15 protein-coding genes are annotated in these 23,273 nt (G+C 66.1%); 6 read left to right on the forward strand and 9 right to left on the reverse strand.

From position 1 onward, the window contains the following. Window positions 1-259: 259 nt before the first annotated feature. The 4 genes from ACIRP2_RS14810 to ACIRP2_RS14825 all read left to right on the forward strand — a co-directional run bounded on the left by ACIRP2_RS14810 (window position 260) and on the right by ACIRP2_RS14825 (window position 10,473). Window positions 260-2,359 carry a hypothetical protein gene (locus tag ACIRP2_RS14810; protein WP_404250132.1) on the forward strand — a complete coding sequence of 700 codons (2,100 nt, stop codon included), beginning with the start codon at window positions 260-262 and terminating at the stop codon, window positions 2,357-2,359. Continuing rightward, window positions 2,359-3,306: a hypothetical protein gene (locus ACIRP2_RS14815; protein ID WP_404250135.1), complete on the forward strand. Its 948-nt coding sequence runs from the start codon at window positions 2,359-2,361 to the stop codon at window positions 3,304-3,306. The genes ACIRP2_RS14810 and ACIRP2_RS14815 overlap by 1 nt, the downstream gene beginning before the upstream one ends. Further along, a complete protein-coding gene (locus tag ACIRP2_RS14820; RefSeq protein WP_404250137.1) occupies window positions 3,299-8,887 on the forward strand; it encodes a DEAD/DEAH box helicase in 5,589 nt (1,862 codons plus the stop codon). The genes ACIRP2_RS14815 and ACIRP2_RS14820 overlap by 8 nt, the downstream gene beginning before the upstream one ends. A gap of 140 nt (window positions 8,888-9,027) precedes the next feature. Beyond that, window positions 9,028-10,473: a PIN-like domain-containing protein gene (locus ACIRP2_RS14825; protein WP_404250139.1), complete on the forward strand. Its 1,446-nt coding sequence runs from the start codon at window positions 9,028-9,030 to the stop codon at window positions 10,471-10,473. 279 nt (window positions 10,474-10,752) lie between these two features. On the opposite strand, the gene ACIRP2_RS14830 is transcribed toward ACIRP2_RS14825, so the two are convergent. The 6 genes from ACIRP2_RS14830 to ACIRP2_RS14855 form a co-directional block, all read right to left on the reverse strand. After that, window positions 10,753-11,640: an IS3 family transposase gene (locus ACIRP2_RS14830; RefSeq protein ID WP_404250141.1), complete on the reverse strand. Its 888-nt coding sequence runs from the start codon at window positions 11,638-11,640 to the stop codon at window positions 10,753-10,755. Further along, window positions 11,637-11,936: a transposase gene (locus tag ACIRP2_RS14835; protein WP_404250144.1), complete on the reverse strand. Its 300-nt coding sequence runs from the start codon at window positions 11,934-11,936 to the stop codon at window positions 11,637-11,639. Before ACIRP2_RS14835 ends, ACIRP2_RS14830 begins: the two co-directional genes overlap by 4 nt. Window positions 11,937-12,332: 396 nt before the next feature. Then, on the reverse strand, window positions 12,333-12,533 hold the full coding sequence (locus tag ACIRP2_RS14840; RefSeq protein WP_404250147.1) for a hypothetical protein: 201 nt from the start codon (window positions 12,531-12,533) through the stop codon (window positions 12,333-12,335). Window positions 12,534-12,745: 212 nt separating this feature from the next. Further along, window positions 12,746-13,402 (reverse strand): hypothetical protein, encoded by a 657-nt coding sequence (locus ACIRP2_RS14845; protein WP_404250149.1) that lies wholly within the window; start codon window positions 13,400-13,402, stop codon window positions 12,746-12,748. Between the two features lie 5 nt (window positions 13,403-13,407). Next, the gene (locus tag ACIRP2_RS14850) at window positions 13,408-15,066 is read right to left on the reverse strand and encodes a DEAD/DEAH box helicase family protein (protein WP_404250151.1); all 1,659 of its coding nucleotides are present in this window, start codon (window positions 15,064-15,066) and stop codon (window positions 13,408-13,410) included. Between the two features lie 9 nt (window positions 15,067-15,075). After that, window positions 15,076-17,421 carry an ATP-binding protein gene (locus tag ACIRP2_RS14855; protein ID WP_404250154.1) on the reverse strand — a complete coding sequence of 782 codons (2,346 nt, stop codon included), beginning with the start codon at window positions 17,419-17,421 and terminating at the stop codon, window positions 15,076-15,078. Between the two features lie 234 nt (window positions 17,422-17,655). Here ACIRP2_RS14855 and ACIRP2_RS14860 point away from each other — a divergent pair, with 234 nt between their 5' ends. Further along, entirely contained in the window at window positions 17,656-17,844 is a 189-nt protein-coding gene (locus ACIRP2_RS14860; RefSeq protein WP_404250156.1) for an AbrB/MazE/SpoVT family DNA-binding domain-containing protein, read from the forward strand. A gap of 6 nt (window positions 17,845-17,850) precedes the next feature. Here ACIRP2_RS14860 and ACIRP2_RS14865 read toward each other — a convergent pair whose 3' ends face one another. From ACIRP2_RS14865 to ACIRP2_RS14875, 3 genes are all read right to left on the reverse strand, one after another. Further along, window positions 17,851-18,627, reverse strand: a complete 777-nt coding sequence (locus tag ACIRP2_RS14865) for a very short patch repair endonuclease (protein WP_404250159.1) — start codon at window positions 18,625-18,627, stop codon at window positions 17,851-17,853. Beyond that, a complete protein-coding gene (locus ACIRP2_RS14870; protein ID WP_404250161.1) occupies window positions 18,624-19,940 on the reverse strand; it encodes a DNA cytosine methyltransferase in 1,317 nt (438 codons plus the stop codon). Before ACIRP2_RS14870 ends, ACIRP2_RS14865 begins: the two co-directional genes overlap by 4 nt. Before the next feature lie 404 nt (window positions 19,941-20,344). Next, window positions 20,345-20,578, reverse strand: a complete 234-nt coding sequence (locus ACIRP2_RS14875; protein WP_326765291.1) for a hypothetical protein — start codon at window positions 20,576-20,578, stop codon at window positions 20,345-20,347. 200 nt (window positions 20,579-20,778) lie between these two features. On the opposite strand from ACIRP2_RS14875, the gene ACIRP2_RS14880 reads away from it, so the two are divergent. After that, a complete protein-coding gene (locus tag ACIRP2_RS14880; RefSeq protein ID WP_404250166.1) occupies window positions 20,779-23,229 on the forward strand; it encodes a WD40 repeat domain-containing protein in 2,451 nt (816 codons plus the stop codon). Window positions 23,230-23,273 lie beyond the last annotated feature (44 nt).

Consider the following 23,273-nt stretch of genomic DNA (forward strand, 5'->3'; position numbering starts at 1 on the left):
GGTATACGCCGTCCGGCCCGGCATGTGTCCCCGCGGCAGTACCGCTACGTCAGGTGACGGATCTTGTGCATATGCGTGCCGCCAAGTAGCTTCCGCAGTAGGCTAATTGTCCTGCATAGCACTAAGTGCGTTCCTTCCGCTTGCCCTGTTTCGCGGACAGACGGCGGCGTCATCTCCCTCCCGGCGGTGAGTGACCGTTGAGTGCGCGCTCTCTGCCGCAGGCTGGGCAGGCGGATACGGAGGGGGAGCGGAAAGGCTGATGAGAGCCGCGTACACGCTATGGCACGAAGTGCTCTCTGCAGAGTTCTTCGGTGCGGACCATGCGCTGCGGAGCACCGTCCTGTACGTCGATGACGAGAGTGAACGGCAGCTCGCCGAGCTCTACGGCATCGAAACGAGTCTGGCCTTGGCCGTTGCCGACGAACTCAACTGGGGCGACCCCGAAAGATCCCTGTTCAGCCGCGTCCAGCGCGAGTGCGCGCAATGGGTGAACGGCGGGACACAGGTGCCGCCGCCTAGCCTCCCCGTGCTCGCCCTGTCCGTGCTGGCTGCTACCCGCATGGCGTCAGCCGACGGGATGCTGAGGAGTAACTTCTACGGGCGCTGGATCCAGGTGTTCGGCGAGCAGCTGTCCGGCTACCGCGCGAACAAGCTGGAGAAGGCCTTCGAAGACGTCGCCGAGATGTGGGAGCAGCTGGACACCTGGCTGGAGGATACGGGCGGTCTCTTCGGCACCAGCACGGTGAGCACCGAAGAGTCCCGCTGGAAAATCGGCTACCCCATCTCGCAGGCTCTGGTCCGCGGTTCGGACCGGCACGTCCTCACACGTTTCTTCGCCACTACTCGCCTGAGGCCGCAAAATGGGACCGAGGTCTCCGGTCGAGAACTCCTGCGGCGGCTCCGTGTTTGGACAGCGGGTCGGGACCGGCACCTGTCGCCCCGGCTCATGGAAGAGCTCGCAGACGCTGCTGACACCGGCGAGACGCTCGTCTCCAGTCTCCTCAAGCGGCTCGCCGATGACTGGGACGGAACCCTCCACGAGCCTGAACACGGACACCGGCGCCGGGCTCTCGGGCTCCGGCTCATGGTCGCCGACCGCGGAAGGCGACTGGACTGGCTGGCCGAGGCTGTCGAAGCGACGCCCGAGACCAAGGTCTGTCTGCCAGGTGGGCGCGCTTTCACGCTCCGTAAGGAGTACGGCGACGTTTACGGAGGTTTGGAGTCCCTCCGGCCATCCCCTCAGCAGTTGGCTTACGGCGTACGTCTCGAGGGCGAGGCCTTGGTCCTTGAATGGGTGCCGCAGGAGGTCGTGCTGCTGCGGATGCACCCCTACCTCGGCGAGTGGGTGAGCACAGAATACTTCGAGCCCGGCGAACAGCACTGGATACTTGCCGCCGACTCCGCCGTCGATGGAGTACGCTCCATGGTCAATGCTCTTGGCGGCCGGACGGTCCGCGAGACGTCGACGCCGGTCATGGGTTGGAAGCTGTTCAAAGGCGTCCGTGCCGTCAACGGGGGTGCCTTCGCTAGCACTTTGGATCGCGGTGGAGCGCACGCCTACGTCCTCGAGCCCCAGCTCCGGCAGCGCGCCGAGTTGTCCGGCGGACTCCGCATCGCGCCCGAGTACCGGGCGGGTTCCGGAGTTGCGGGCCACTACCTCCGCGGCGCCGGCCCGGACCTGCTGCTGCCCGCGAGTGAATCCCCAGACGGCCGCGTCGAGGTCGTGCTCGACGGCTACACGGAGAAGTTGCGTGCCGACCCCCGCATTCCTTTCCCGCTGCGCCTCGTCCCTCTTGACGAGGGGAAGCACCAGGTAGGCACAGCGCAGAGCAGCCAGGTCTTCACCTTGTACGACGGGTTGCACGACAGGCTTCCGCCAGGGACCGGGATGCTCGGGTACGACTGCGGCGGAAGCGCCCAGCGTGAGCTTAGCGAGGTCGGCGACTCCGACGCGGCTATCCGAGGTGCTTATGCACCGGACAACATCAGGCTGCCGCGCACCGAGCTTGTACGGAGTGATGTCCTGGAAGCAGTGCTGATCGATCACCGCGGCAGTACGCGCAGAGTCAAGCAGCAGTCAGTCCCAGCGTGGATGGTGTCACGGCTGCCGGAAGAGGCCCGCGGCTCCTGCCTTGAGGTCGAGGTGCCGGAAGAATATGTGTGGCTGGTCTACCGGACGGCTGCCCGGTGGTCCGTCCGGGCACTAGCCGCAGCAATTGACATTCCCGACCCTGAGCCGTCCCACGATGACTACGCCTGGGCGCATGCGGTAATGAGCGCCGCCGAGCGTTCGCACGCCCCCGTCTGGCTCGGGTATGTAGCAGCGGCAAAAGCAATCGCCGGAAGGCGGGGAGCCTGATGACCGATCCAGGAGACCTGCTGCTGCGCTGGGTGAGCGAGCGGGGAGCGGGCGCGCTTTCCGACGTCAAGCAGGGCATGTGGTGGTTCGCATCCACATATTGCCCGGACATCGAGCCGGGTGCAGCGGGCCGCTGGCTGCGCGACGCTGTATCCCTAAGCCACATGGACATCGACTGGCGCAACCGGCGCTGGTCCGCGGCACCGCCCGTACTGACGCGGCTGCCGCAGGCCCGAGGGCTGGCCGTGCTGGCCGGGAGCCGGACGGTTACTTTCGACGATCGTCTCGATCAGGCAGTGAGAGATGGCTTGGTAGAGCTCTTCCGGGTGCCCAGCGCGCGTCCGCCTCGGGACATTCCTCTGCCTGTTTCGCTGATGGTCCAGTTCGACGACGAGGCTGGGCTGGCGCAGTGGGCGACCGAGCTTGGAGCCGAGTACACATCCTGCTTCGCTCTCCAGGGCGCTGCCCTGCTTCCACCCCTCGGACTTGAAGTGCGGACATCCGCACCGGAGTTCGGGCAACCGCTGGAGCAGTACAACCTGGACCGCCGGGAATACCAGCCTGCAGTCCGCCCCCGGGGGGATGGCCTTTACCGGCTCAAGCAGCGCGAAGGCAAGCGTGTATGCCAAGTTCGGCACAATGGCGAGTGGTACCAGACCAGCCACGAGGAAGGGGTCTACTTCGTCCTGGAGTCCCGGAACCCGGAGGCCGATGTGCTCCGCTGGCTGCCCGAAAAGGACTGCGGGCGGGAGAGATTCGGGACACTGTACGTCGACTGGGGCTACCCTCTGCCCGACCTCCACCGGCGCGTGGCCGTCATGTGCTCCGGCCTCGCGCCGCGAATCAATGCGCATGCCGAGAACCTGGCGTACGACAACGTACCCAAGGCCGTAGCAATCAAGATCGCAGACTCGCTGGGACAGCACCTTGGAGAGAATGATGAGTGACTCCGTCGCGGAAAAGCCCCGCAGCAGCGGCCGAGACGTCGATATCCTGGGGTCGTTCGAGCACCTGAAAGAAGCGCTCTTCCGCTACTACAACACGCCGTTCGGCCTCGCTGACCAGCACCTGGAAGCGGAACGGCAGGGCCTCTTCGACGTGGACGGCGGGGCGTGGCGGCGCCCCCTCCTGGAAGTCCGCCCGCGATACGGCACTGTGGACGCGGGGATCGCGGAGTCCGTCCGCTCAGCGGGTGCCCACCCCGACCTCGCGGAATTGGTGCAGCTCGGTCTGCTGCAGGGTGTTCCGTCGCTCTACGAGCACCAGCACCGAGCCCTCACTGCTGCGGTCCGCGACGGACGTGACGTCGTCGTCACGGCAGGCACCGGCTCCGGCAAGACGGAGTCGTTCATGCTGCCCATCCTGGCCGACCTCGTTCGTGAATCCGCGGCCTGGTCGGCGGGGACACTGCCGTCCAACCGCTGGTGGGCGACCCCAGACGGCGAGTACCAGCCGCAGCGGGCAGGGGAGAACGGTCGCCAGGCTGCCGTGCGCGCTCTGGTCCTCTACCCGATGAACGCCCTCGTCGACGATCAGATGATGCGCCTGCGCAAAGCCCTCGACAGCGACGAGATCCGGGCGTGGCTTGCGCGATCACGACCCGGCCACCGCTTCTACTTCGGCCGGTACACCGGAGCGACGCCTGTCCCCGGCGACTTCGGTTCGAGCACCGGTGTGAAGACGCTCCGCAAGGAGTTCGCCGCGACGGAGGAGCGCTCGAGGCAAGCGCAGAAGGCTGCCGGAGACGGCCGGTTCTTCATCCCGAGGCTCGACGGCGCGGAAATGCGCTCCCGCTGGGACATGATCCAGGCTCCGCCAGACATCATGATCACGAACTACAGCATGCTCAACGTCATGCTGATGCGATCGCGCGAGTCGGGCATTTTCGACAAGACGCGCCGCTGGCTCGAAGAAGTCCCGAACGCCCGCTTCACCTTGGTAGTCGACGAGCTCCACATGTACCGGGGCACAGCAGGCACGGAGATCGCTTTCCTCCTGCGCAACCTGCGCCACAGGCTCGGCCTGGACGACAAGCCAGAGAAATTCCGGATCCTCGCGGCTTCCGCATCCCTCGAGGCGCCCCGCGACCTGGACTTCCTGCAGGAGTTCTTCGGCGCTGACCGCGACCGGTTCGAGGTCCTCGGCGGCCAGCTCGTCCTGCCGCCCCACACACGCACCGACATCTCCGAGCACGCCCCTGCGTACGCGGCTCTCGGCACCGCCCCCGAACCTGCTGAGGCTGAACGGCTCCTGGTTGACACAGGAGCAGCCGATGCGTTCGTCAATGCTCTGCGTGACGGCGACCGGCTCATCGCGGACTTCGACACGGAAGTCGCCGCGCGACTCTTCCCAGGCGCTGATGCTCCAACCCAGACGGACGCCATCCGCGGAATCCTCGCCGCGCTACGCAGCTCAGCCGGCCCTGACACGCCCAAACTTCGCGGACATCTCTTCTTCCGTAACATCCCCGGAGTGTGGGCCTGTTCAGACCCGGCATGCCCGGATGCCCCGCGCTCAGAGGGCGCCGCGAGGACCGTCGGCAAGCTGTACTCCCGACCCACGCCTCGGTGCAGCTGCGACGCCCGCGTTCTCGAACTCCTCTACTGCCAGAACTGTGGAGACGCCTTCCTCGGCGGATACGCGCCCGCATCGGCATTCCGGAACACCAAGGAACGTCCCTTCGAAGCCGGCCTGCTCGCCGACCTGCCCGACCTCGACTCGCTTCCTGACGCTGCTGCTCTCGGGCCCAGCGCGGCCAATTACATCGTCTATTGGCCGCGCAAAGACGAACCGGCCACGGACAAACTCGCCTGGGACTCCACATCCGACAAGGGGGTGCTGAGCGCCAGCTTCGAGTTCAAGCGCAGCAAGTACGACCCGCGCACCGGCATGCTCCGAAACCAGAGCAACCACACCGGCTGGTCCTTCCATGTCAGCGTTCCCCGGTCGAAGAAGGGAAACGCCCGGCTCAAGCCCGACAACCTTCCAGCGACACCGACCCAGTGTCCTTCTTGCGGCGACGACTGGGAGCTACGGCAGGCAGGAAGCGAGCACCTCAGCCTGAGCGACCCGCGCCGCATGCGCACGCCGGTGCGGTCTATGCGCACCGGTTTCGAGAAGGTCAACCAGGTCCTTACCACCGGGATCCTCTCGCTCCTCCCGAACCGGCAGGCCGTCGTCTTCTCTGACAGTCGGCAGGATGCGGCCAAGCTCTCAGCCGGCCTCGGCCTCCGCCACTATCAGGACCTGCTGCGCCTGCTCCTCGCCGAGGAGGTAGCGGATCAGGGCGACCCGGTGGCAGACCTCGCCGCCGTCTCAGGCTTCTACCGAAAGTCGCCCGACAACCCTGTGGGCCGGGAGACGGCCAAGGCCGCACGCGACCGGCTCAGGGCCCGGGACCGGGATACGTACGACGCGTGGGAGAAGCTCCAGAAACCCCAGGCTGCAGCGAGCCTCGACGACCTTGACGACGATCTCCCCGACCCCGCTGAGGAAGCCGCGCTCTACGGCCTTCTGAGCCGGGTGCCCAGTCTCGACAGCCACGCCGCCGCCGTTGCTGAACGCCTCGTCCAGCTCGGCGCCAATCCCGGTGGGCCGAAGGCGTCCCTCCAGCAGACGGCCTACCAGATGGGCTCTCAGCCGCAGCCCTGGACCTCGCTGTACCGCTGGCCGGAGGGGGGGAATGGCGAAGTACGTGATGAATCCAGCCTTGTCCTGAGCGAGCGCCAGGAACAACTGCGTCAGGACATGCGCGAATCCCTCAGCACTGAGCTGCTCAGCGGCCTCTTCGGCAGTGCCGGGCGTGACTTCGAGTCTCTCGGCCTGGGCTGGCTCACCGTCGCGTCCGACCAGGCGCCGCTCGAAGCCGAGCGGGCGTCGGATGCTGCGCTTGCCCGGACGAGCCTGCGCATCCTCGGCCACATGCGCCGGTTCGCCGGACTGCGCAAGCCGGCAGACAACCCGCCCAAGAAGCTCCGGGACTTCTGGGCCAGTGCAGCAGATTACCTCGGTCAGGACCCGGACGACCTCCAGGCCACGGTGGAGCTGATCTGGGGGACTGCAGTCCTCAAGTACGTCATCCAACCCGAGCACGTCGCGCTGCGCCACGGCAGTGCGGTGTCCTGGACCTGCTCCACATGCAATCGCCGCCACCTCCACCCGGGCGTCGGCATCTGCACGAAATGCCGACGGCCCCTGCCTGCAGAGTCCGAGCAGTTCGAAAGCATCGACGCCGACTACTACGCCTGGATGGCACGCAAGCAGTTCGGGCACTTCCGGCTCAACACCGCTGAACTCACCGGCCAAACGGACCGCCTCGACGCTCAGGCCCGCCAAGCCCGCTTCCAGGGCATCTTCCTTGATGGCAAGGAACACGAGATCCCAGACACCCTCGACGTCCTCTCCGTCACCACCACGATGGAAGCCGGCGTCGACATCGGCCCGCTGTCCGCAGTCCTCATGGCCAACATGCCCCCGACCCGGTTCAACTACCAGCAGCGTGTGGGACGCGCGGGACGCCGCAGCTCGCCGGTCGCACTCGCTCTGACCGTGTGCCGTGGCCGCAGCCACGACGAGTACTACTTCCAAGACCCGAAGCGCATCACCAACGACGCGACCCCGCGTCCCTACCTGTCTACCGACATGAAGGACATCTACCAGAGGGTCCTCGCCGCGGAAGTGCTGCGCCGGGCCTTTGACGCAGTGCACGTTACAGTGGGGGACGACGCAGGGATCGACCCGACCCGCAACGTCCACGGCCAGTTCGGGCACTGCGCCGACTGGCACGTCGTCAGCGAGGCCATCGACGCTTGGATTAAGTCGCACGAGGCTGAGGTCCGAAGGCTCGCTGAAGCCCTCGCCGACTGGACCCGGAGCGTATGGTCCCCGGCTGAGGCAGCGGAATGGGTCGCCTCGGATCTTGTCGACCGCGTTGCACGGATCGCAGACCGCGCAAGCGGCCACCACGAGCTCAGCCAGCGGCTTGCAGAGTCGGGCCTACTGCCGATGTTTGGATTCCCTACGTCGGCCCGGTACTTGTACACGAAGCGCCCCTACGACTCGTACCCATGGCCGCCGAGCGGAGTAGTCGACCGCTCTCTGGACATCGCCATCTCGCAGTTCGCACCCGGCGCGGAGACCGTGAAGGACGGACAGGTCCACACCGCTACCGGAGTGGTCGCGTTCGAGCCAACGGGCAGGGCCCCGCGAGCCGTGGATCAGCCGCTTGGGCAGTCCATCCCCATCGGCATCTGCCGCGCCTGCGGACATCTTGCGGACGAAGTGCAAATGTCTCCAGTGCAGGAAGACGACGCGCCTCAACATCCCTGCCGCGCCTGCGGAGCTGCTGACGGGTCATATCGCGAGCTCGAACTCCGCGAGCCAGCCGGCTTCTACTCCGGCGGCAAGGCCCGTGACTTCGACGGCAACTTCGCCTGGCGTGCGAGGTCGCTGGCACCGCGCACGGCTGCCGATCTCGAGCGTGGCGCGCCAGAGAAGATTGCGACGGCAGGAATGGTCGTCCACGCGGGCAAGGGCCAGCGCTTCTCGGTCAACGACAACGGCGGTCGGCTCTTCAGCTTCGCGAAGCTCACCCCGACCGCACGCTGGTCCGGCGCATACCTGGAGACTGGGGCGGCGGAGCTGTTCCCCTGGCTCACAAAAGACATTGCAGCCGGCGAGGAACCGCTCACCACAGCCATCGGCGCTACCCAACACACCGACCTGTTCCTCCTCGGACCTCAGGCCGGCGAGATCCCCGCTCTCGGCCTGCGTCTCAACCTCACGTCCGTGCCCCAGAGCACCGGCTTCCCGGACGACCGCTCAGGCAGGCGGGCTGCCTGGTACTCGCTTGCCGCCCTGCTCCGATCCGCCGCAGGCGCAATCCTCCAAGTGCAGCCCAACGAGATCGCGTCCGGCATCCACGGAGCAGGATCCGGCAGCCGCGAGGCGCGCACATTCGCCTTCCTCTCTGACACCCTGGACAACGGTGCTGGCTACTGCACGCACCTCGCTGAGCGCGACGTCTTCGAGCAACTGATGGCTACAGCGAACAAAATGCTGGCCACCTTGGCCACAGGAGCGCATGGTCGCGACTGCCGAGGCTCGTGCTACCAGTGCCTCCGCGACTACACAAACATGGCGTATCACAGCCTGCTCGACTGGCGTTTGGCCGGCGACCTCCTCGCTATCCTCCAGGGCAGGGGTGCCGCAAGCGATCAGCGCGCCCGACGCGCCGCAGGACTGCTGCGGAACTGGGCTTCGGACTTCTCGCCCGAAGATGCGGAGTTCGTGGACGACCTCGGAGGTACCGGACCTGCCGTCCTCTTCGAAGAGCGGGTCTGGGTCGCGGCCAAGAGCCCGTTCGAGGCGGCCGACGGGTCGCTGCAGTCCGCCCGTATCAGTGTCGTGCGCGACACTGCCGCCTCTAATGGTCGGAACGCTACCGACGTGGTGTTCGTCGACGATTTCCTCCTCGACAAGGCGCCAGCCCGGGTCACAGCTCTGATCGCCAACTTCGACGCAATGTAGTAGGCGACGCTCACTGCTGTCTGGGAGGCGTAACTGCAAGGGAAGTTGCGATCTTTGAAGGGAGGCAGGCGCCGGTAGCCGTGCATGCTCCCGCAGCTGCCGGCGGCCTGTGCCAGGATGATCACCTGAGGATGCAATGGATGGTTGAACCGGAGGCGGACATGAGCGACCCGGTACTCCTGCAGCGGTTCGCGGCATGGCTCCAGCCGCAGCCGTCAGCGGTGGATGCTGAGCGCAGCGCGTTCTTCCAGAACGGGATCATCGTGCTCGACACGAACGTGCTCCTCAGCCTGTACGAGTACACGGAGACCTCCCGGGAGGAGGTGCTGTCGGCGCTTGAGCAGACCGCGGGACGGTTGTGGATGCCGTACCAGGTCGGCCTCGAGTTCGTCCGCGGCCGCCGCAGCACGCTTGAGTCGCGGAAGAGAGCGCTCGCGGACGCCGCGTCAGATGTGAACAAGAAGCTCATGGCCGCGCGCAAGGCGATTATCGAGGCCAAGAACCTCGTGCGCACCCAGCTCGACAAGTACGCCCGGGCACCGGAAGAGGTAGCTAGCCTGGATGCACTGGTCAAAGACGCAGAGGTCGACAAGCACCTGTCCGTCTACAGGGACGAGTTCAGGCGCCACCTGGATATGTTGAAGACCGATCACGGCCTGGCCCTGAACGCGACTGATGCGGAGGATCCGATCCTCCCGCGCGTCGCGGAGCTCTACGGAGAGGGTGTTGGTCAGCAGCCCGACGATGACGTGCTGCGCAAGCGACTAGAGGAAGCAACCGCCTTCCGATTCCCGAACAAGATTCCTCCAGGGTTCGCGGACTCCGACAAGGACACGCCTCTCAAGTCCGCTGGTGATTTCTTGCTCTGGGAAGAGGTCGTCGAGTACGTAAGCCATCTACCTGAGCCCGGTCGCCGAGTGCTGTTTGTATCGAACGACACGAAAGAGGACTGGTACGAGTCTGGCTCCGGCACTCGCAGTTCGCGCCCGTGGCCGAGCTTGGTCGACGAGCTGAAGCGCAGGGCAGGGGCAGAGCTGAGGGTCGAGACCCAGCTGCACTTCTACAGTGGGATCAGGGAGTTCCTGAACGTCGAACTCGCTGAGGACACTTACGCAGAGATCGTTCGGGTGTCTGAGACCTACGATGCAAAGATCCACAACGACGGGCCGCTTGTAACCGAGGAGACGGCTCCCCGACTTCCCCCACCGGAGGGACTGCCGCTCGTCGCACTGCAGTCGGCAGGCCTCACGTCCCCGGCCGTACGAGCTGCTGTCGACTCATCCTCCCCGTCCCACTGGACGTTCCAGTGGTGGCTCATCGGCGTGACCGCTCAGCTTGGGCGGAGGGTGCCCGACGACGGGGAGCCCGGCGTCGGTTTCGCGGCGGCATCGAGGAGCTCCGAACGACCGTCACCGCTATGGAAGCCGGGTACGGTCCTGCCGCCGGGCGAGTGGCTGCACCGGGACTCGTCGTGGATCGCGCCGTGGTTCATGGAGTTGCTGGACGCCACTCCGAAAATGGACAGGGCCGTACTGCGCGGACTCGCGGCGCAGCAGGCGCAGGAGAACCGGCGCTCGCGTGGCTGACGGTGAAGTTCATCGAGTGCTAGGCACGTGGGCCCTGACCAGCGCGTTCGCATCTTTCAGCGCTGTCAGGGCCTTCGCTGCTTACACGGCGGAAAGTCACTGGGGACAGACGTGAAAGTCCCTTAAAAGCCCCTCAGATTCTCCTGCTCCGAGGGTCTCTGCGGGCGATCCACGTACCCGCAGCTGGTCGGAGGTGTTGAGAAACCTTGCGCAGGGCTTGTCTGATATGGGACTCGCCTCGTCATCTGAAGCTTCCCCGTGATCTTGGACACTCGATGGTTATGTCGCGAGGGTGTGTTGGTGCCGCTGCCTGGTCTCGGCCGGGGTGAGGTAGCCGAAGATCTTGTGCTTGCGTAGGCGGCGGCGGTTGTAGAAGGTCTCGATGAAGGTGAAGACCTCGGCGCGGGCGGTGGCCCGGTCGGGCCAGGTTCGGGTTCCGATCTCCTCCGTGAGCAGGGCCCAGAAGCTCTCGACGGCGGCGTTGTCGAAACATGATCCGATGCGTCCACAGCTTTGCCGCAGCCCCAACTCCCGTATTTGTTCGCAGAATTGGGTGGACGTGTACTCACTTCCGCGATCACTGTGTATGACGCAACCGGGCTCCAGCCGGGCCCGGCCGTGGGCCATGTCGAGTGCGTCGACGACGAGTTCGGCGCGGTGGTGGTCGGCCATGGCGTAGCCGACGACCTCGCGGGTGGCCAGGTCGAGCCAGCAGGCGAGGTAGAGCCAGCCCTCGGCGGTGGGCAGGTAGGTGATGTCGCCGACCAGCTTGGTGCCGGGGCGCTCGGCGTGGAAGTCGCGGCCGATCAGGTCGGGGGCCGGCTTCACCTTCGCGTCCGGCCGGGTCAGCGAGCGGTGCTTGCGTCGGGTGACGCTGCGGATGTCGCGCTCACGCATGACGCGGGCGATGCGCTTGCGGTTCACCCGCCGCCCCAGAAGCCGCAGCTCGGCGTGGATGCGCGGGACGCCGTAGGTCTTGCGGGAGGCGATGTGCAGCACGGTGATCTCGTGCGCGAGTACGTCGTCGGCCGCCTGGCGGGCCCGGCGGGCGGCCTCGCCCTCGTGCCAGGCGTAGTAGGAGGAGCGGGCCACGTGCAGCACCCGGCACAGCAGGACGATCGGGTAGTTCGCCTTCTCCGCATGGATCAACCGGTACAGCTCGTTCACCGGTCGTTCTCCTTCACGAAGAAGGCCGTCGCTTTTTTCAGGATCTCGATCGTCTGCTGCTGTTCGCGGTTCTCCTTGCGCAGCCGCTTGAGTTCCTCGCGTTCGGCGCTGGTCAGCTCGCCGGGCTGTCCCTCGCCCCGGTCCGCCTTGGCCCGGCGGTACCAGCCGCGCAAGGACTCCGAGCTGATGCCGAGTTCCCGGGCGACCGCGGTGACCGTCCTGCCCGAGGAGTCGACGAGCGCGATCGCGTCCCGCTTGAACTCCTCGGTGTACCGCTTCGTGTACTTGCTTCCCACCTGGTGCTACTTCCTCTGGAACCTCAGGTCCCAGTCTCCAGGTGTCCTGGATCAAGGGGAAGCTTCAGTCTGGTCCGTGCCGCTGTCTTCGGACTGGTTCGCGGTAGCGCCTCTGCGGCCGGATCCGCTGTTGTCGCCAGCGTCGTGTGGTGGATGCAGCGATGATCACCGGCCGCATCGGTACCCCGCAGCCAGCGGCTCGTAACCTCCGGCGATGATCGCGCTCTACGGCTCGGGAAGACGTCCTGAGCGGGACGTCCCCTCTGCCAGCGCATGACTGGACCGTGGCCTGTGGGGTGAAGCAGAGGAGATCACCAGGTGGGGGCTCTGCCCATCCCGCCGGGTCTCTCCCCCAGGCGTCAGCCACAGCGGACGCCTGGTTCTCCTCCGCAGAGCTCACGCGGCTCTGCGCCGCTTGGGCTCGGATCTCCCGCGCTGACGTACAGACACGGCGACGGCCGGCGGATACGAGGCCACCGGTGCGGTGTGGATCGTGGGTGGGTCGGCGGGCAGGGCCGCGGCTCCCGCGCAGAGGAACCGCTTCAGTTGCCCGTCGGTGATGCGCACCCACAGGTCGGTGTGGCCGTCGCCGTTCACGTCGCCGGGTGCGGGGATCTCGTGGTCCTTCCACTCCGCTAGGGAACCAAAGAGGCTCCTCCGCCGATGGGTTGAGACTTCGAACACCTTCCTCAACGGCACGGGAGCCTCGTCGTTTGCAGCCGCTGTCCTGGCCTTGTCCGCGCCACTCGATCAGTGGCTCGCCTGAAAAAAGCTCAGTGATGCCCCTGAGAAACTACTGATTCCCTGCGTTAGTCGATGAGAGTAGGTTGCAACGGGCCACGGCCATCGCCCGTCGCTCCAAGGTAGTCGGGGTTTGGCACCATCTCGCGGTGGAGATACCGCAGGTCCGCCCCACACCGCAGTGCGAGTCGCTCCTGGCGCGTGCGCTCTGCCGTGGAGACGGTCTCACCGTTGCGGGTCGTGATGACGATCGCGGGCCGCTCCGTCGAGTCGATGGCTTCGTTCAGCGCGGCCCAGACGAGGTCACGGAAGTTTCCGGCCCGGCCCCAGCAGATGTATCGAGTGGCGTCGCTGGCGATGGCGTAGCAGTGGTTCGGCTTCTCCCCGACCGAATCGGGCTTCATCACCCAGCCGCTACCACATGCCGCACGAACGATTTCCTCCGGCCCCTGGAACCGATTTACCGCGTAGCGGGCATAGTTCCCGATCCCCTCCTGCGCTCGGGCGTACTCCTTCATGGGGACATCCTTGATCCAGACCCGGGCGTCCTTCTCCGGCCCGTAGGCGAGCAGGACTCCGCCGACCTTGGGGTCCTCGATCCATCGCCGGTACTGGTTCGTCTTCTCGGTGAGGCTCAAGAACTCCCAGTCCATGTCGTTGGCCTGCTGGTAGATCTCGATGAGAAGGCGCTCACGAATGGGTGCCGGCAGCTGTTGCAAAGCCACGGTGATTACTCCTGGGGTGCTCGGGTGGCGGGGAACTGGAGTCGGTGCTCGTCGTACGCGGTCTCAAGACTGGCCGCGTCCTTGATCCACTCGTCCATGAGGGTGGCCACCTTCTGGTCGCTGAAGTCGATGTTCGACGGGGTGATCTTCGCCAGGGTCTCGATCTCGCCATCCCCGTCAAGCGCGCGCTTGAGCTTGAGCGCGGCAGCGATGCGGCGGAGGTCGCTGACGAAGTCCAACACCGTGACGCGCTCCTTTCCCTCGCGCAGCCGGAGGCCTCGCCCGAGCTGCTGAACGAAGATGCGGCGGGAGTGAGTGACTCGCGCGAAGCAGAGGATATTCACGTCCGGTACGTCGACGCCCTCGTTGAGGATGTCGATCGCCGTCAGGATGGGCACTTCGCCGGCCCGGAAGGCGAGTAGGCGTTTCTGCCGCTCCCTCTTGGTGAGTCCCGCGTGGATGGCGAGGGCACCTGACCAAAGGGGGGTGCGCCGCAACAGGTCAGCGAGCCGCTCGGCATGTTCGATAGTCCGGCAGAAAACAATGGCGCGAGGGTTGCGCGTGCCGGCCCATGCGGTGGCCAGCTCGTCGCGGATGGCTTCATCCCGCTGCGGCAGGAAGAGCTTGGCGTTGAGTTCGGCAAGTCCGTATGAGTGGTTACTGGCCTCGCGGACGATGTCCCAGTTGATGTCGTCGACGAACAGGCGGTAGTCGACCTGAGCGAGGTAGCCGCGCCGCATGCCCTCCTCGATCCCCAGGCTGAAGCTGGGGGCGCCTAGCTGATGGGTGATGTCGTGCTTGTCACCGCGCCATGGGGTCGCCGTGACGCCCAGGTGCCTGGCCAAGCTGAGGAGTTCCAGCAGCTCGTCGTATTGGCCTTCTTCACCCACGTGGTGGGCTTCGTCGATCATGACGAGACCTGGGTGGTACCCGAATCGCGCGGCCGAGAGCGCCGAGCCGACCGTCGCGCAGGTGAGGCCGGAGAGATCGTTGGGGCGGGTGTCGCCCGTGAGGATCCGCGTCGGGACATCCTTGGGTAGGTGCCGCCAGAGAGCCCGTTCAAGCTGCTGGACAAGGTCTTTCGCGTGCGCGACGACCAGGACCTGGTCCTGGGGGGCACGTCGCAGGTGCGCCCCGATCACCTCGCCTCCGACGACCGTTTTACCCAGGCCAGTGGCAAGCACAAGGAGCGCACGACCTGATGCATCGAGATCGGAGGTCAGTGCCTGGAGCGCCTCGGTCTGGTACGGCCGTGGCGTCACTCTCCCAAAGCGGGGCGGTACCCGGTCGAAGCTGGTCGTCAGGTCCGTTCCGCCCCACAGAAGGATCCCGGGACCTAGGCGTGCCAGATTCCCCACCCGCTTCCGGGCCTCGGGGCTGAAGCGAGTGTTGGTGACAACGACGGCTTTGTGGGCGCGATAGTGATCCCGAGCGCGGGCGACCTCATCCACCGCGTCCGCACCTACGGCTCCGTGTCGCTTCCACTTGCACTGGATCACCCAGGTCTCGCCCTTGCGGAGGGCGAGGATGTCGCCCCCCTCGTCACCGGAGCCGTCGATGTTGGACACATCGGAGAACCCCAGGTGCCACAGGAGGCGTTCAATGCGGCGAGGGAACTGCAGTGGGCCGGAGTCCAGGAGGGAGGCGGCGTCAAGGAATCGCATTCCGCTCTCCTAGGTGTTGTCGGCGAGGTCGCGCGCGATGAGTCTGCAGCTGATCCTGATCCGGGCCAGTTCCTCCACGTCCAGGCGTGGACGGTGCTGTTCCAGGAGCGCGAGGTCCCCCAGGGGGTTGATCAGTCGTTCCACGACGAGCGCTCGAGCGCCGGGATCGCTCAGAGCGATGTACCCGCGCTTGAAGACGCACCCGTCGAGGAAAGTCTCCGGGGAGTCCTGGATGATGCGGATGACGGCGCTGGCCGGGACATAGCGGATGAACTCACCGCTGGAGATCGCGTCGTTCCAGGGGGACGCTCCGTCGGCCTCGACCGCGAATCGGCGCTCGGCGTCAGCTCGTTCATCCTTCGTGAGCAGGAGCCAGTGCACCGCCGAGTTCGCCGACACGGGCGCCACCATCGCCATGCGCACCTGTTCCAGAAGTCTCTCGGATTCCTCCGCCGTCGCCGCCGGCGTCAGTCGAGGGCTGGAGGTGTGGCTCTTGAGCTGTGCCACGATCTCGCTCAAGGGCATCGACACGATGTTCGCCCGTACCCGCATGAACTCCGCGACCTCGACGAGCGCCAGGTCGCGCATGTCCGCGCCATGTTCGCGGAAGAGCGAGTGGCCGGTGTCGACGAAGACGTCCAGGTGCGGGGCTCGGACCATCGAGACGATCACAGGCGCGGGCCGCTCATCCTTGGTGACGAGGTTCTGTCCGCGGACCGCCCAGGCCGTCAGATCCACGCGGCCCAATTCTTCAAGGTAGTACGAGCCTGTCAGGTCCACAATGGGGTCGGCGCTGTCTCGGTATCGCTCCAGCCGCTGATCCAGCGTCTCCGTCGGCGCGATCTCGTCCTCGGGCGGTTCTTGACCAGCCGCAGTCGGGCCTGTCGCGCCCGGCGCCGTACCGCCTTCCGGCTCGTCATCCGGGTCGAGGAGTCCAGCCCCGAACCCGGGGAGGATGTCGTCGTTCTCCGGTTGCGGGTCGACCACTATCGGGTTGTCGTGCTGATAGGCGGCTCGGTACCAGACCTCGTCGGTCTGGTAGTCGTAGTCGCCCTTCCGCATCAACCCGGCCCACTTCGCCGCCGTCTCGTGGAGAGCGTTACGCCCATCGCCGGGGATTAGGTAGTTGAGCCCCGGGTCCTGGCGACGGAACCCCGCGTAGAGCAGGGCGAGAGGGCTGCGGTTCTCCGGCAGTCCAAGGCTCTTGGCAATCTTGGGGCGTAGGGGACTGGTCCCGCGGACCTCGCGCACAACTTGACGCCATTCGGCTGTATCGAACTCGAACGCGGTCTTCTGATAGTTCGGAGTAACGTGGTCGCAATGGATCTCACCGACGATCCGCCCCATCGGCACGGCTCCGGAGTCGATGGGGTACTCCAGCTCAGCCTCCGCGATGCCGTCCTCGTCTTCCCAGTAGAAGACTCGCTTGTCCTTGAGCATGATCTTGCGCCCGTTGCGGAGGAAGTCCAGCCCGTATTCGGTGCGGTGGAGGTAGCGCTGGATCCCGATCCAACCCCAGATCCTGCGCTCCCGCAGCTCCAGGCGATCCTGACCGCATTCCTCGCAGTGCTCCGCGTCGGCGGTGCTCCAGTATCCGCACGCCATGCACGCGTTCTTGGTGCTCAGAACGCGGTCGATCCTCTGTACAGCATGGATATCCACGCCTTGTCGGGTGACGATTCGCTTCTCATCCCAGACGCAGGGCAGGCGTGGCCTGACCTTCTTACCGTTGAGCGTGAGCAGGAAGCCCTTCTCCGCCAGCAGGTAGCTGTAGACGTCTCCCAGCTTCTCCCGGATCACGCTCTGCGTCTGAGGGCGACAGAGCGTGGCGTATTGCTCCTGCTTAAGTTCGCTGATCGTTACCGTAGTGCCGTGCTCGTCGCGATTGGTCTTAGGCACCAAGCGGTACGGCGCCTGGTACTTGGAGGAGTTGGCAATCCGCGCCAGGTCCAGGGTCACCTCGATCCAGTCCGGATCGCCCGCCCGGCTGGTGCGTACCGTGGTGCGCCGACCGAGTCGGGCTGTACTGATGTTGAAACCCATGCCGAACAGGCCGAGGGAACCATGTCGACCGTTGCTCGTCCAGCCCGCGCTGATGGCGTTGGTGACGGCCTCCAGGCTCATGCCCCGCCCGTTGTCCTGCACCTTGATCTCGGCTGTCGCACGCTGCGAGTTGGCCGGGGGGAGCGAGACCGCGACCGAGGGCCGGTCGACGGTTCCGCCGGCCGCCTGGAACTCGTCGAAGGAGTTGTCGATCAACTCGGCCAGGCACTGCCAGTGAGAGAACTCGATGTCGCCAAGCACACCCAAGATGCGTGGGTGTGGCGTGACGTTGATGTACTGGTTCTCGGTCACAGTCGGCCCCCGTCTTCGTCGTGAACAGATGCGTGGCCGGCGGACGCGAAGCGCGCCCCCCTGCGTCTAGGCGCCCCCGCCGGCCCCGGTCCCGGGGCATCCACCAACATGGCGTCAACCCTAATGGGCGGCACCGGTACCTGCGGGACATAGATCTCGAAACCCCTGCTGGAACCACTCCGCACCCTGCCCTGGGGAGTGCCACCGCGGTTCACCGCGTGCGAGACTCGCATCATGATCCGGGAACCAGCGCAAGTCACCATCGACTCGAGCGGCCGGGTGGAGATGCCCTTGGGGATTCTCGCCGAGGCAGGTCTCGACACGGGGAGTGTCGTCCTCGCGTACAGCGATGGTGACGGCCGTATCGTGCTGCGCAGGTTGACCGACGCCATCGATGACCTACTGCATGGCGAGGAGCTGTAACCGCAGCTAGCCGGTCGCACGCCGGACTGCTGAGATGACCCGTCGTGCCACCTCCTCCGGTGCCTCGTGCTCCCAAGCCCGGATGACCGTCCAGCCCGCTTCCTCCAGGATCCGGTTGGTCTCGGCGTCCCGCCGCTGGTTCTCGGCGAACTTCTCCGCCCAGAAGTCCTTATTCTTCGTCGCTGGTCGATGATGCTCCGGGCAGACATGCCAGAAGCAGCCGTCGACGAAGACCGCGACTCGTGCCTTCGGGAACAGCACATCCGCGCTACGCCGAAGGCCCCGGATCGGCGGTGCGTTGACCCGGTAGCGAAGCCCTTCCTTGAAGAGGAGGGACCTGATGGCCTTCTCGGGCTTCGTGTCCCTTCCACGGTTGCCTTGCATTGAGGCACGGACCGCCAGCGTCGAGGCTGTCGAGCCCTCGGGCAACGTCTCCTCCCTCAAGAGGCCCTTAGCCCAGGCCAGCCGCCATCCCTCAGCGAGGTTGGCCTCACGGTTGTCGTGTTCGACCTCACCCAGATAGCGCTCCGGGGACTTCCTCCCGTCGCCCCACCGCAGTGACGCACGGATGCGCCGCGTCTTGGGCAAGACCCTCAATGAGACCGAGGCGTGCGCCACGCGGCCGTCACCCAGGTCAACCTCGCGCCGATGGCGACCGCCCGCCGCTTTGTCCTGTTCGACGGACAGGGCCTTCCGGGTCCTTCCCGACCGCCCTTTCCAGGCGCGATCGGGGGGCAACCTGTCGTTCCAGCGGCTCTGAGGTGGCTTTGCCACATCACTCACGCCCTTGGCCCCGACGCCGTATCGAGAGCCTTCGCCACCGCATCGGCGAATACCGCGCCAAGCTTCACCGGGACCGCGTTGCCCAGCTGCCGCATCTTCTCCCCACGAGGTCCTTCGAGCTTCCAATCGTCGGGGAACGTCATGACGCGGGCCGTCTCTCGCACAGTCATATACCTGTGCCTGTAAGTAGTGCCTTCGGAAGTCTCCAGATCATCGGTCAGCATCACGGACTCCCCGCCCGGGACGCCGTGGACGCCGGCCTTCACCGTCTTGGCGGGGCGGTCCAGTTCGTTGGGCGTGTGGCCCTTGTAGATCCGAGCGCCGGGCCATCCGATGTGATCGGTGAACCCGTCGGCGCGATACTCCTTGCGGTCGAGCCTGTCCCAATCAATCTTCGGCAGGGGCTTGCCCTCGTTCTCGTCGATGCCGGCGATGGCGTCCCGGAAGGTACGCCAGGGCTTCGATTCATCCGGAGTGAGTGAAACGTCCTTCCGGATCCCGGCCCTGGCCCTGGCCATGGCCATGGCACGCACGTGATCGGGAACCTCGGGATGACGCTTCCAGTAGGAATCGTCGAGCATGGACCGGAAGAGCGCCTGCTCGGAGTACCGGGGAAGCACGTCCTCATTGAACTGGTCGATGTCGACACCGAGGTCCTCCCGGAAGGCGACGATGATGATGCGGTGCCTGATCTGAGGGACCCCGTAATCAGCGGCGTTAACGCGCGTCATCACTACCTTGTAGCGCTCCGACGGATCGCCGGCAGTCCTGCGCCTGGCCTCGATGAGGGCCTGATCGTGCTTCTGCCAAGGGATCTCGGGATCTCGTAGCTCGAAGGGCATCTCCATCTCGCGCAAGATGTAGTCGAGGTAGGGCTTGAACGATGGCCTGAGCAATCCCACGACGTTCTCGCAGATGACGGCCTTGGGCCGGATCTGGCGCATCGCCTTGAACATCTGAGGGAACATATTGCGCCTGTCCTCGTCCCCCTTGGCGATCCCGCCCAGGCTGAACGGCTGGCACGGCGGACCGCCAGCGAGGACGTCGACACGACCGAGCAGATAGCTCATATCCAGGCCCTGGACGTCGCCCTCCACCAGCGGCCACGGCTCCCCGGGCTCGGGGATGCGCTCCTCGTCCCCCCGAGGCTTCGCCCCGTTCGCCTCCAGGGTCTGACACGCTCGCGGGGCGAACTCGTTGAACAGCAATGGCCGGAAGCCCGCCCCGTGGACCGCCATGGCGAGCCCCCCCGCGCCCGCGAACAGCTCGACCCCGGTGCGATCACGCTTTGACTCTTCTTGCAGTTCAACCATTGCGAAAGCATACCGCGGAAATATGACCACTGTGACCGTCGTCGAGAGGTTCACCTCACTTTCACGAGTGGCCGAAGATGGTTCGGTCGGGTACTCCCAGCCATCCACCGGCCGAGCCCTCACCGAGCTCAGCCACAGGCCGCTCGGGCGTCCGAGACCGGAAAGGAGGGCCCAGATCGCGGCCCCGCGCGGGCGTCGACTCGGCCGTCAGGTCCCTGGGGCACCGAGCACGCTGCCGGGTAACGGAGTCGACACGTCCCGTCCGCCCTGCCAGGCCCGTGCGAGCGTGCTGGTCAACGGACACGGGAGGCGGCCGGACGGCCACCTCCCGATATCCCATCAGCCGATCACCGCGATAGCGCTCCGTGGACGCGGGCCGAGCGGCCGTCCCAACGGCCGGGCGGTCACGAACGCGGCGGCCTGCCACGCCAGGCCGCGAACAAGCCCAAACCGACGCTCGTCACCGCGGTGAACGCCTCGGGGCCAGCGAGCATAAAGACACCCGCCGAGAGCGTGATCAGGACCAGCAGCGCGACGAGGTCGAGAACTCGATCCCGGGGGGATGCCACCTCCGCCGAGTCGTGCGTGAGGGCAGTCTGCTGAGCCGGGGACGGAGTGGTCTTTTCGATTTCATCCATGCGCCCAGCACACCAGCCCCACCCGCCATACCTCATACAGCGCGAACGAACCCGGTTAGACTCGATCGCCGCAGGCCATCGCCGTACGGCGTGGCACAACGAACGAACACGCACTCTGTACGGTGGTGTTCGGCGAAATTCGGTCCTGTTCGGCAACCAGCGTCCTACGCTGAGCCCCACAGACCATCGGGGGGACGTACGTGGCGCACGAGGACGCTTCCGGGGCCGCGTTTGACCGCGAACTCGCGGGCTTCGCCGCCAACCTCCGGAAGTTGCAGGCCGATTGCGGCCGCCCCTCCCAGCGCGACATCAGCCGGGCCGCGCCCCGTGGGCAGTCGTTGCCAGTCACCACGATCAGTGACACCCTCCGTGGAAAGCGCCTGCCCAAGATCGACTTCCTCATCGCCCTCGTCCGGGCAATGCTGAGTCTCTCCAGCGACCGCCGGTCTCCAGTGAGCCGCGATGATCCGGCAGTCGAGTCATGGCGTACGGAGTGGACCCGGCTCGAACAGCTGCGTACCGAGGCCCGCTACGCGCCCTCGGCATCCGAGCCGGTGCGGACGCCTGTCCCGGTTGACTCCTCACCGACCACGCCGGCTCTCGTTACGCCGGTCCTCGTGACAAACTCGCCCGCGCCGATGGAGAACAGCCGACGCCTGAGATTTCGTCCCGTGCTGCCGGTGCTGCCCCACTCCGGCTTCGTATGGTCAGTGGCGTTTTCCCCCGATGGCAAGCTGATCGCCGCCGCCAGCGCCGCCGGAGTGGTGGCCCTCTGGGACCCCGCCACCCGCCTAACTGCCGGTGAGCCCATGATCGGTGGCGAGAGCACTATGAGGTCAGTCGTGTTCTCCCCCGACGGCGCCCTGCTCGCCGCCGCCAGCGATGATGGCAATGTGCGGCTTTGGGACCCCGCCACCCATGATGAGGTCAACGTACTCCCGACCACGAAAGACGTCGCGGTCACAGAGGTGGCGTTCTCCCCTGACGGCAGCCTGCTGGCCGCCGCCAGCTTCGATTGCACGGTGCGCCTTTGGGATGGGCATACTCACGCAGCCGTAGGTCAGCCGCTGACTGGTCACACCGGAGCCGTCACAGCGGTGAGGTTCTCCCCCGACGGCGGCCTACTCGCCACCGCCAGCTTTGACGGCATGGTGCGCCTTTGGGACCCAACAACTCGCCAGAAAGTCGGCAAGCCCTTGATGGGCCATTCCTGCCCCGTCAGGTCAGTGGCTTTCTCCCCCAACGGCAACCTGCTCGCCACCGCGAGCGACGACGGCCTGGTGCGTCTTTGGGACCCGGCCACCCACCAGGCCGTCGGAGCACCCCTCACCGGCCACACCGGCTCCGCCACGGCCGTCACGTTCTCCCCCGACGGCAGCCTGCTCGCCACCACCGACGTCGACGGCATCGTGCGCCTTTGGGACCCGGCCACCCACCAGACCGTCGGAGCACCCCTCACCGGCCACACCGGCTCCGCCACGGCCGTCACGTTCTCCCCCGACGGCAGCCTGCTCGCCACCGCTGGTTACGATCACACAGTGCGGCTATCGAAAGCCGAGGAGGCCCCGCCTGTGCCTGTCCCGGCGCAGCGTGCGTGTCACGGCGAGGACTCGCACGAGAGCCTGGTCGCTGAGAACACCGAACTGCGCACTCGACTCGACCTTCTGACCGCGCGGGGCCTCGCCAGCAGAAGTGTCCTCACCGCGCTCAAGAACGGTGAAGGTATCTCTCTGGCCCCTCTGATCGGCCACCGCGACGCGGTCTGGTCGGTGGTGTTCTCCCCCGACGGAACCCAACTCGCGACAGCCAGTGCCGACGACACGGTGCGGTTCTGGGACCCGGCCAACCGGCGATCAGTCGGCAGACCCCTGACGAATCACCGTGACTCGGTGATGGCTGTGGCTTACTCCCCCGACGGCGCTCTGATCGCAACGGCGGACCGCGGCGGCGCGGTACGCCTGTGGGACGCGGCCACCCGGGTGCCGGCAGGTAGCCCATTGGCCGACCACCTCGGCCCCATCACATCGGTGCTCTTCTCCCCCACCGGCACCCTACTCGCCGTCGCCAATGACGGTGACGTCGTGCGACTGTGGTCACCAACTACCCAACAGGCTTCAGGTAGCCCACTGACCAGCCACCACGGGCTCGTAACGGGGGTCGCTTTCTCACCTGATGGCAAGTTGATCGCCACCGCCACCGATGCCGGCACAGTGCCGCTATGGGACGCAGCCAGTCGCAAGTCAACAGGCGAGCTCCTTGGCGGCCACACCGGCTCTGTCAGCTCCGTGGCCTTTTCCCCCGACGGCAGCCTGATCGCCACCGCCGGCGATGATCACTCGATACAGCTATGGGATGCGACCACCCACCAGCCAGTTGGAAAGCCCCTGACCGGCCACGATGACGCCGTCGCGGCGGTGGCCTTCTCCCCCGACGGCAGCCTGGTCGCCACGGCCAGCAACGATCGCACTGTGCGCCTCTGGGACCCGTCCACCCACCAACCCGTGGGAGAGCCTCTCACCGGCCATCATGACGCCGTGACGGCAGTCACTTTCTCCCCGGACAGTTCCGTGCTCGCCACCGCGAGCGTCGATCGCACCGTTCGGTTGTGGGTGCCTCCGTTGGTGAGCAGTCTCGTCGGATCTCGAGGTTGATCCAATAGGGCACGGAATGACTGTCAAGCCGCCCTCCCTCTGCC

The sequence above is a fragment of the Streptomyces sp. NPDC101194 genome (assembly GCF_044767885.1).
Taxonomy (GTDB): domain Bacteria; phylum Actinomycetota; class Actinomycetes; order Streptomycetales; family Streptomycetaceae; genus Streptomyces.

Excerpts from the sequence above, each read along its gene's own strand:
- ACIRP2_RS14875 (WP_326765291.1), bottom strand. The coding sequence starts at position 20,578 with ATGGATGAAATCGAAAAGACCACTCCGTCCCCGGCTCAGCAGACTGCC.
- ACIRP2_RS14815 (WP_404250135.1), top strand. The coding sequence starts at position 2,359 with ATGACCGATCCAGGAGACCTGCTGCTGCGCTGGGTGAGCGAGCGGGGA.
- ACIRP2_RS14850 (WP_404250151.1), bottom strand. The coding sequence starts at position 15,066 with ATGCGATTCCTTGACGCCGCCTCCCTCCTGGACTCCGGCCCACTGCAG.
- ACIRP2_RS14825 (WP_404250139.1), top strand. The coding sequence starts at position 9,028 with ATGGTTGAACCGGAGGCGGACATGAGCGACCCGGTACTCCTGCAGCGG.
- ACIRP2_RS14860 (WP_404250156.1), top strand. The coding sequence starts at position 17,656 with ATGATCCGGGAACCAGCGCAAGTCACCATCGACTCGAGCGGCCGGGTG.
- ACIRP2_RS14820 (WP_404250137.1), top strand. The coding sequence starts at position 3,299 with ATGAGTGACTCCGTCGCGGAAAAGCCCCGCAGCAGCGGCCGAGACGTC.
- ACIRP2_RS14810 (WP_404250132.1), top strand. The coding sequence starts at position 260 with ATGAGAGCCGCGTACACGCTATGGCACGAAGTGCTCTCTGCAGAGTTC.
- ACIRP2_RS14870 (WP_404250161.1), bottom strand. The coding sequence starts at position 19,940 with ATGGTTGAACTGCAAGAAGAGTCAAAGCGTGATCGCACCGGGGTCGAG.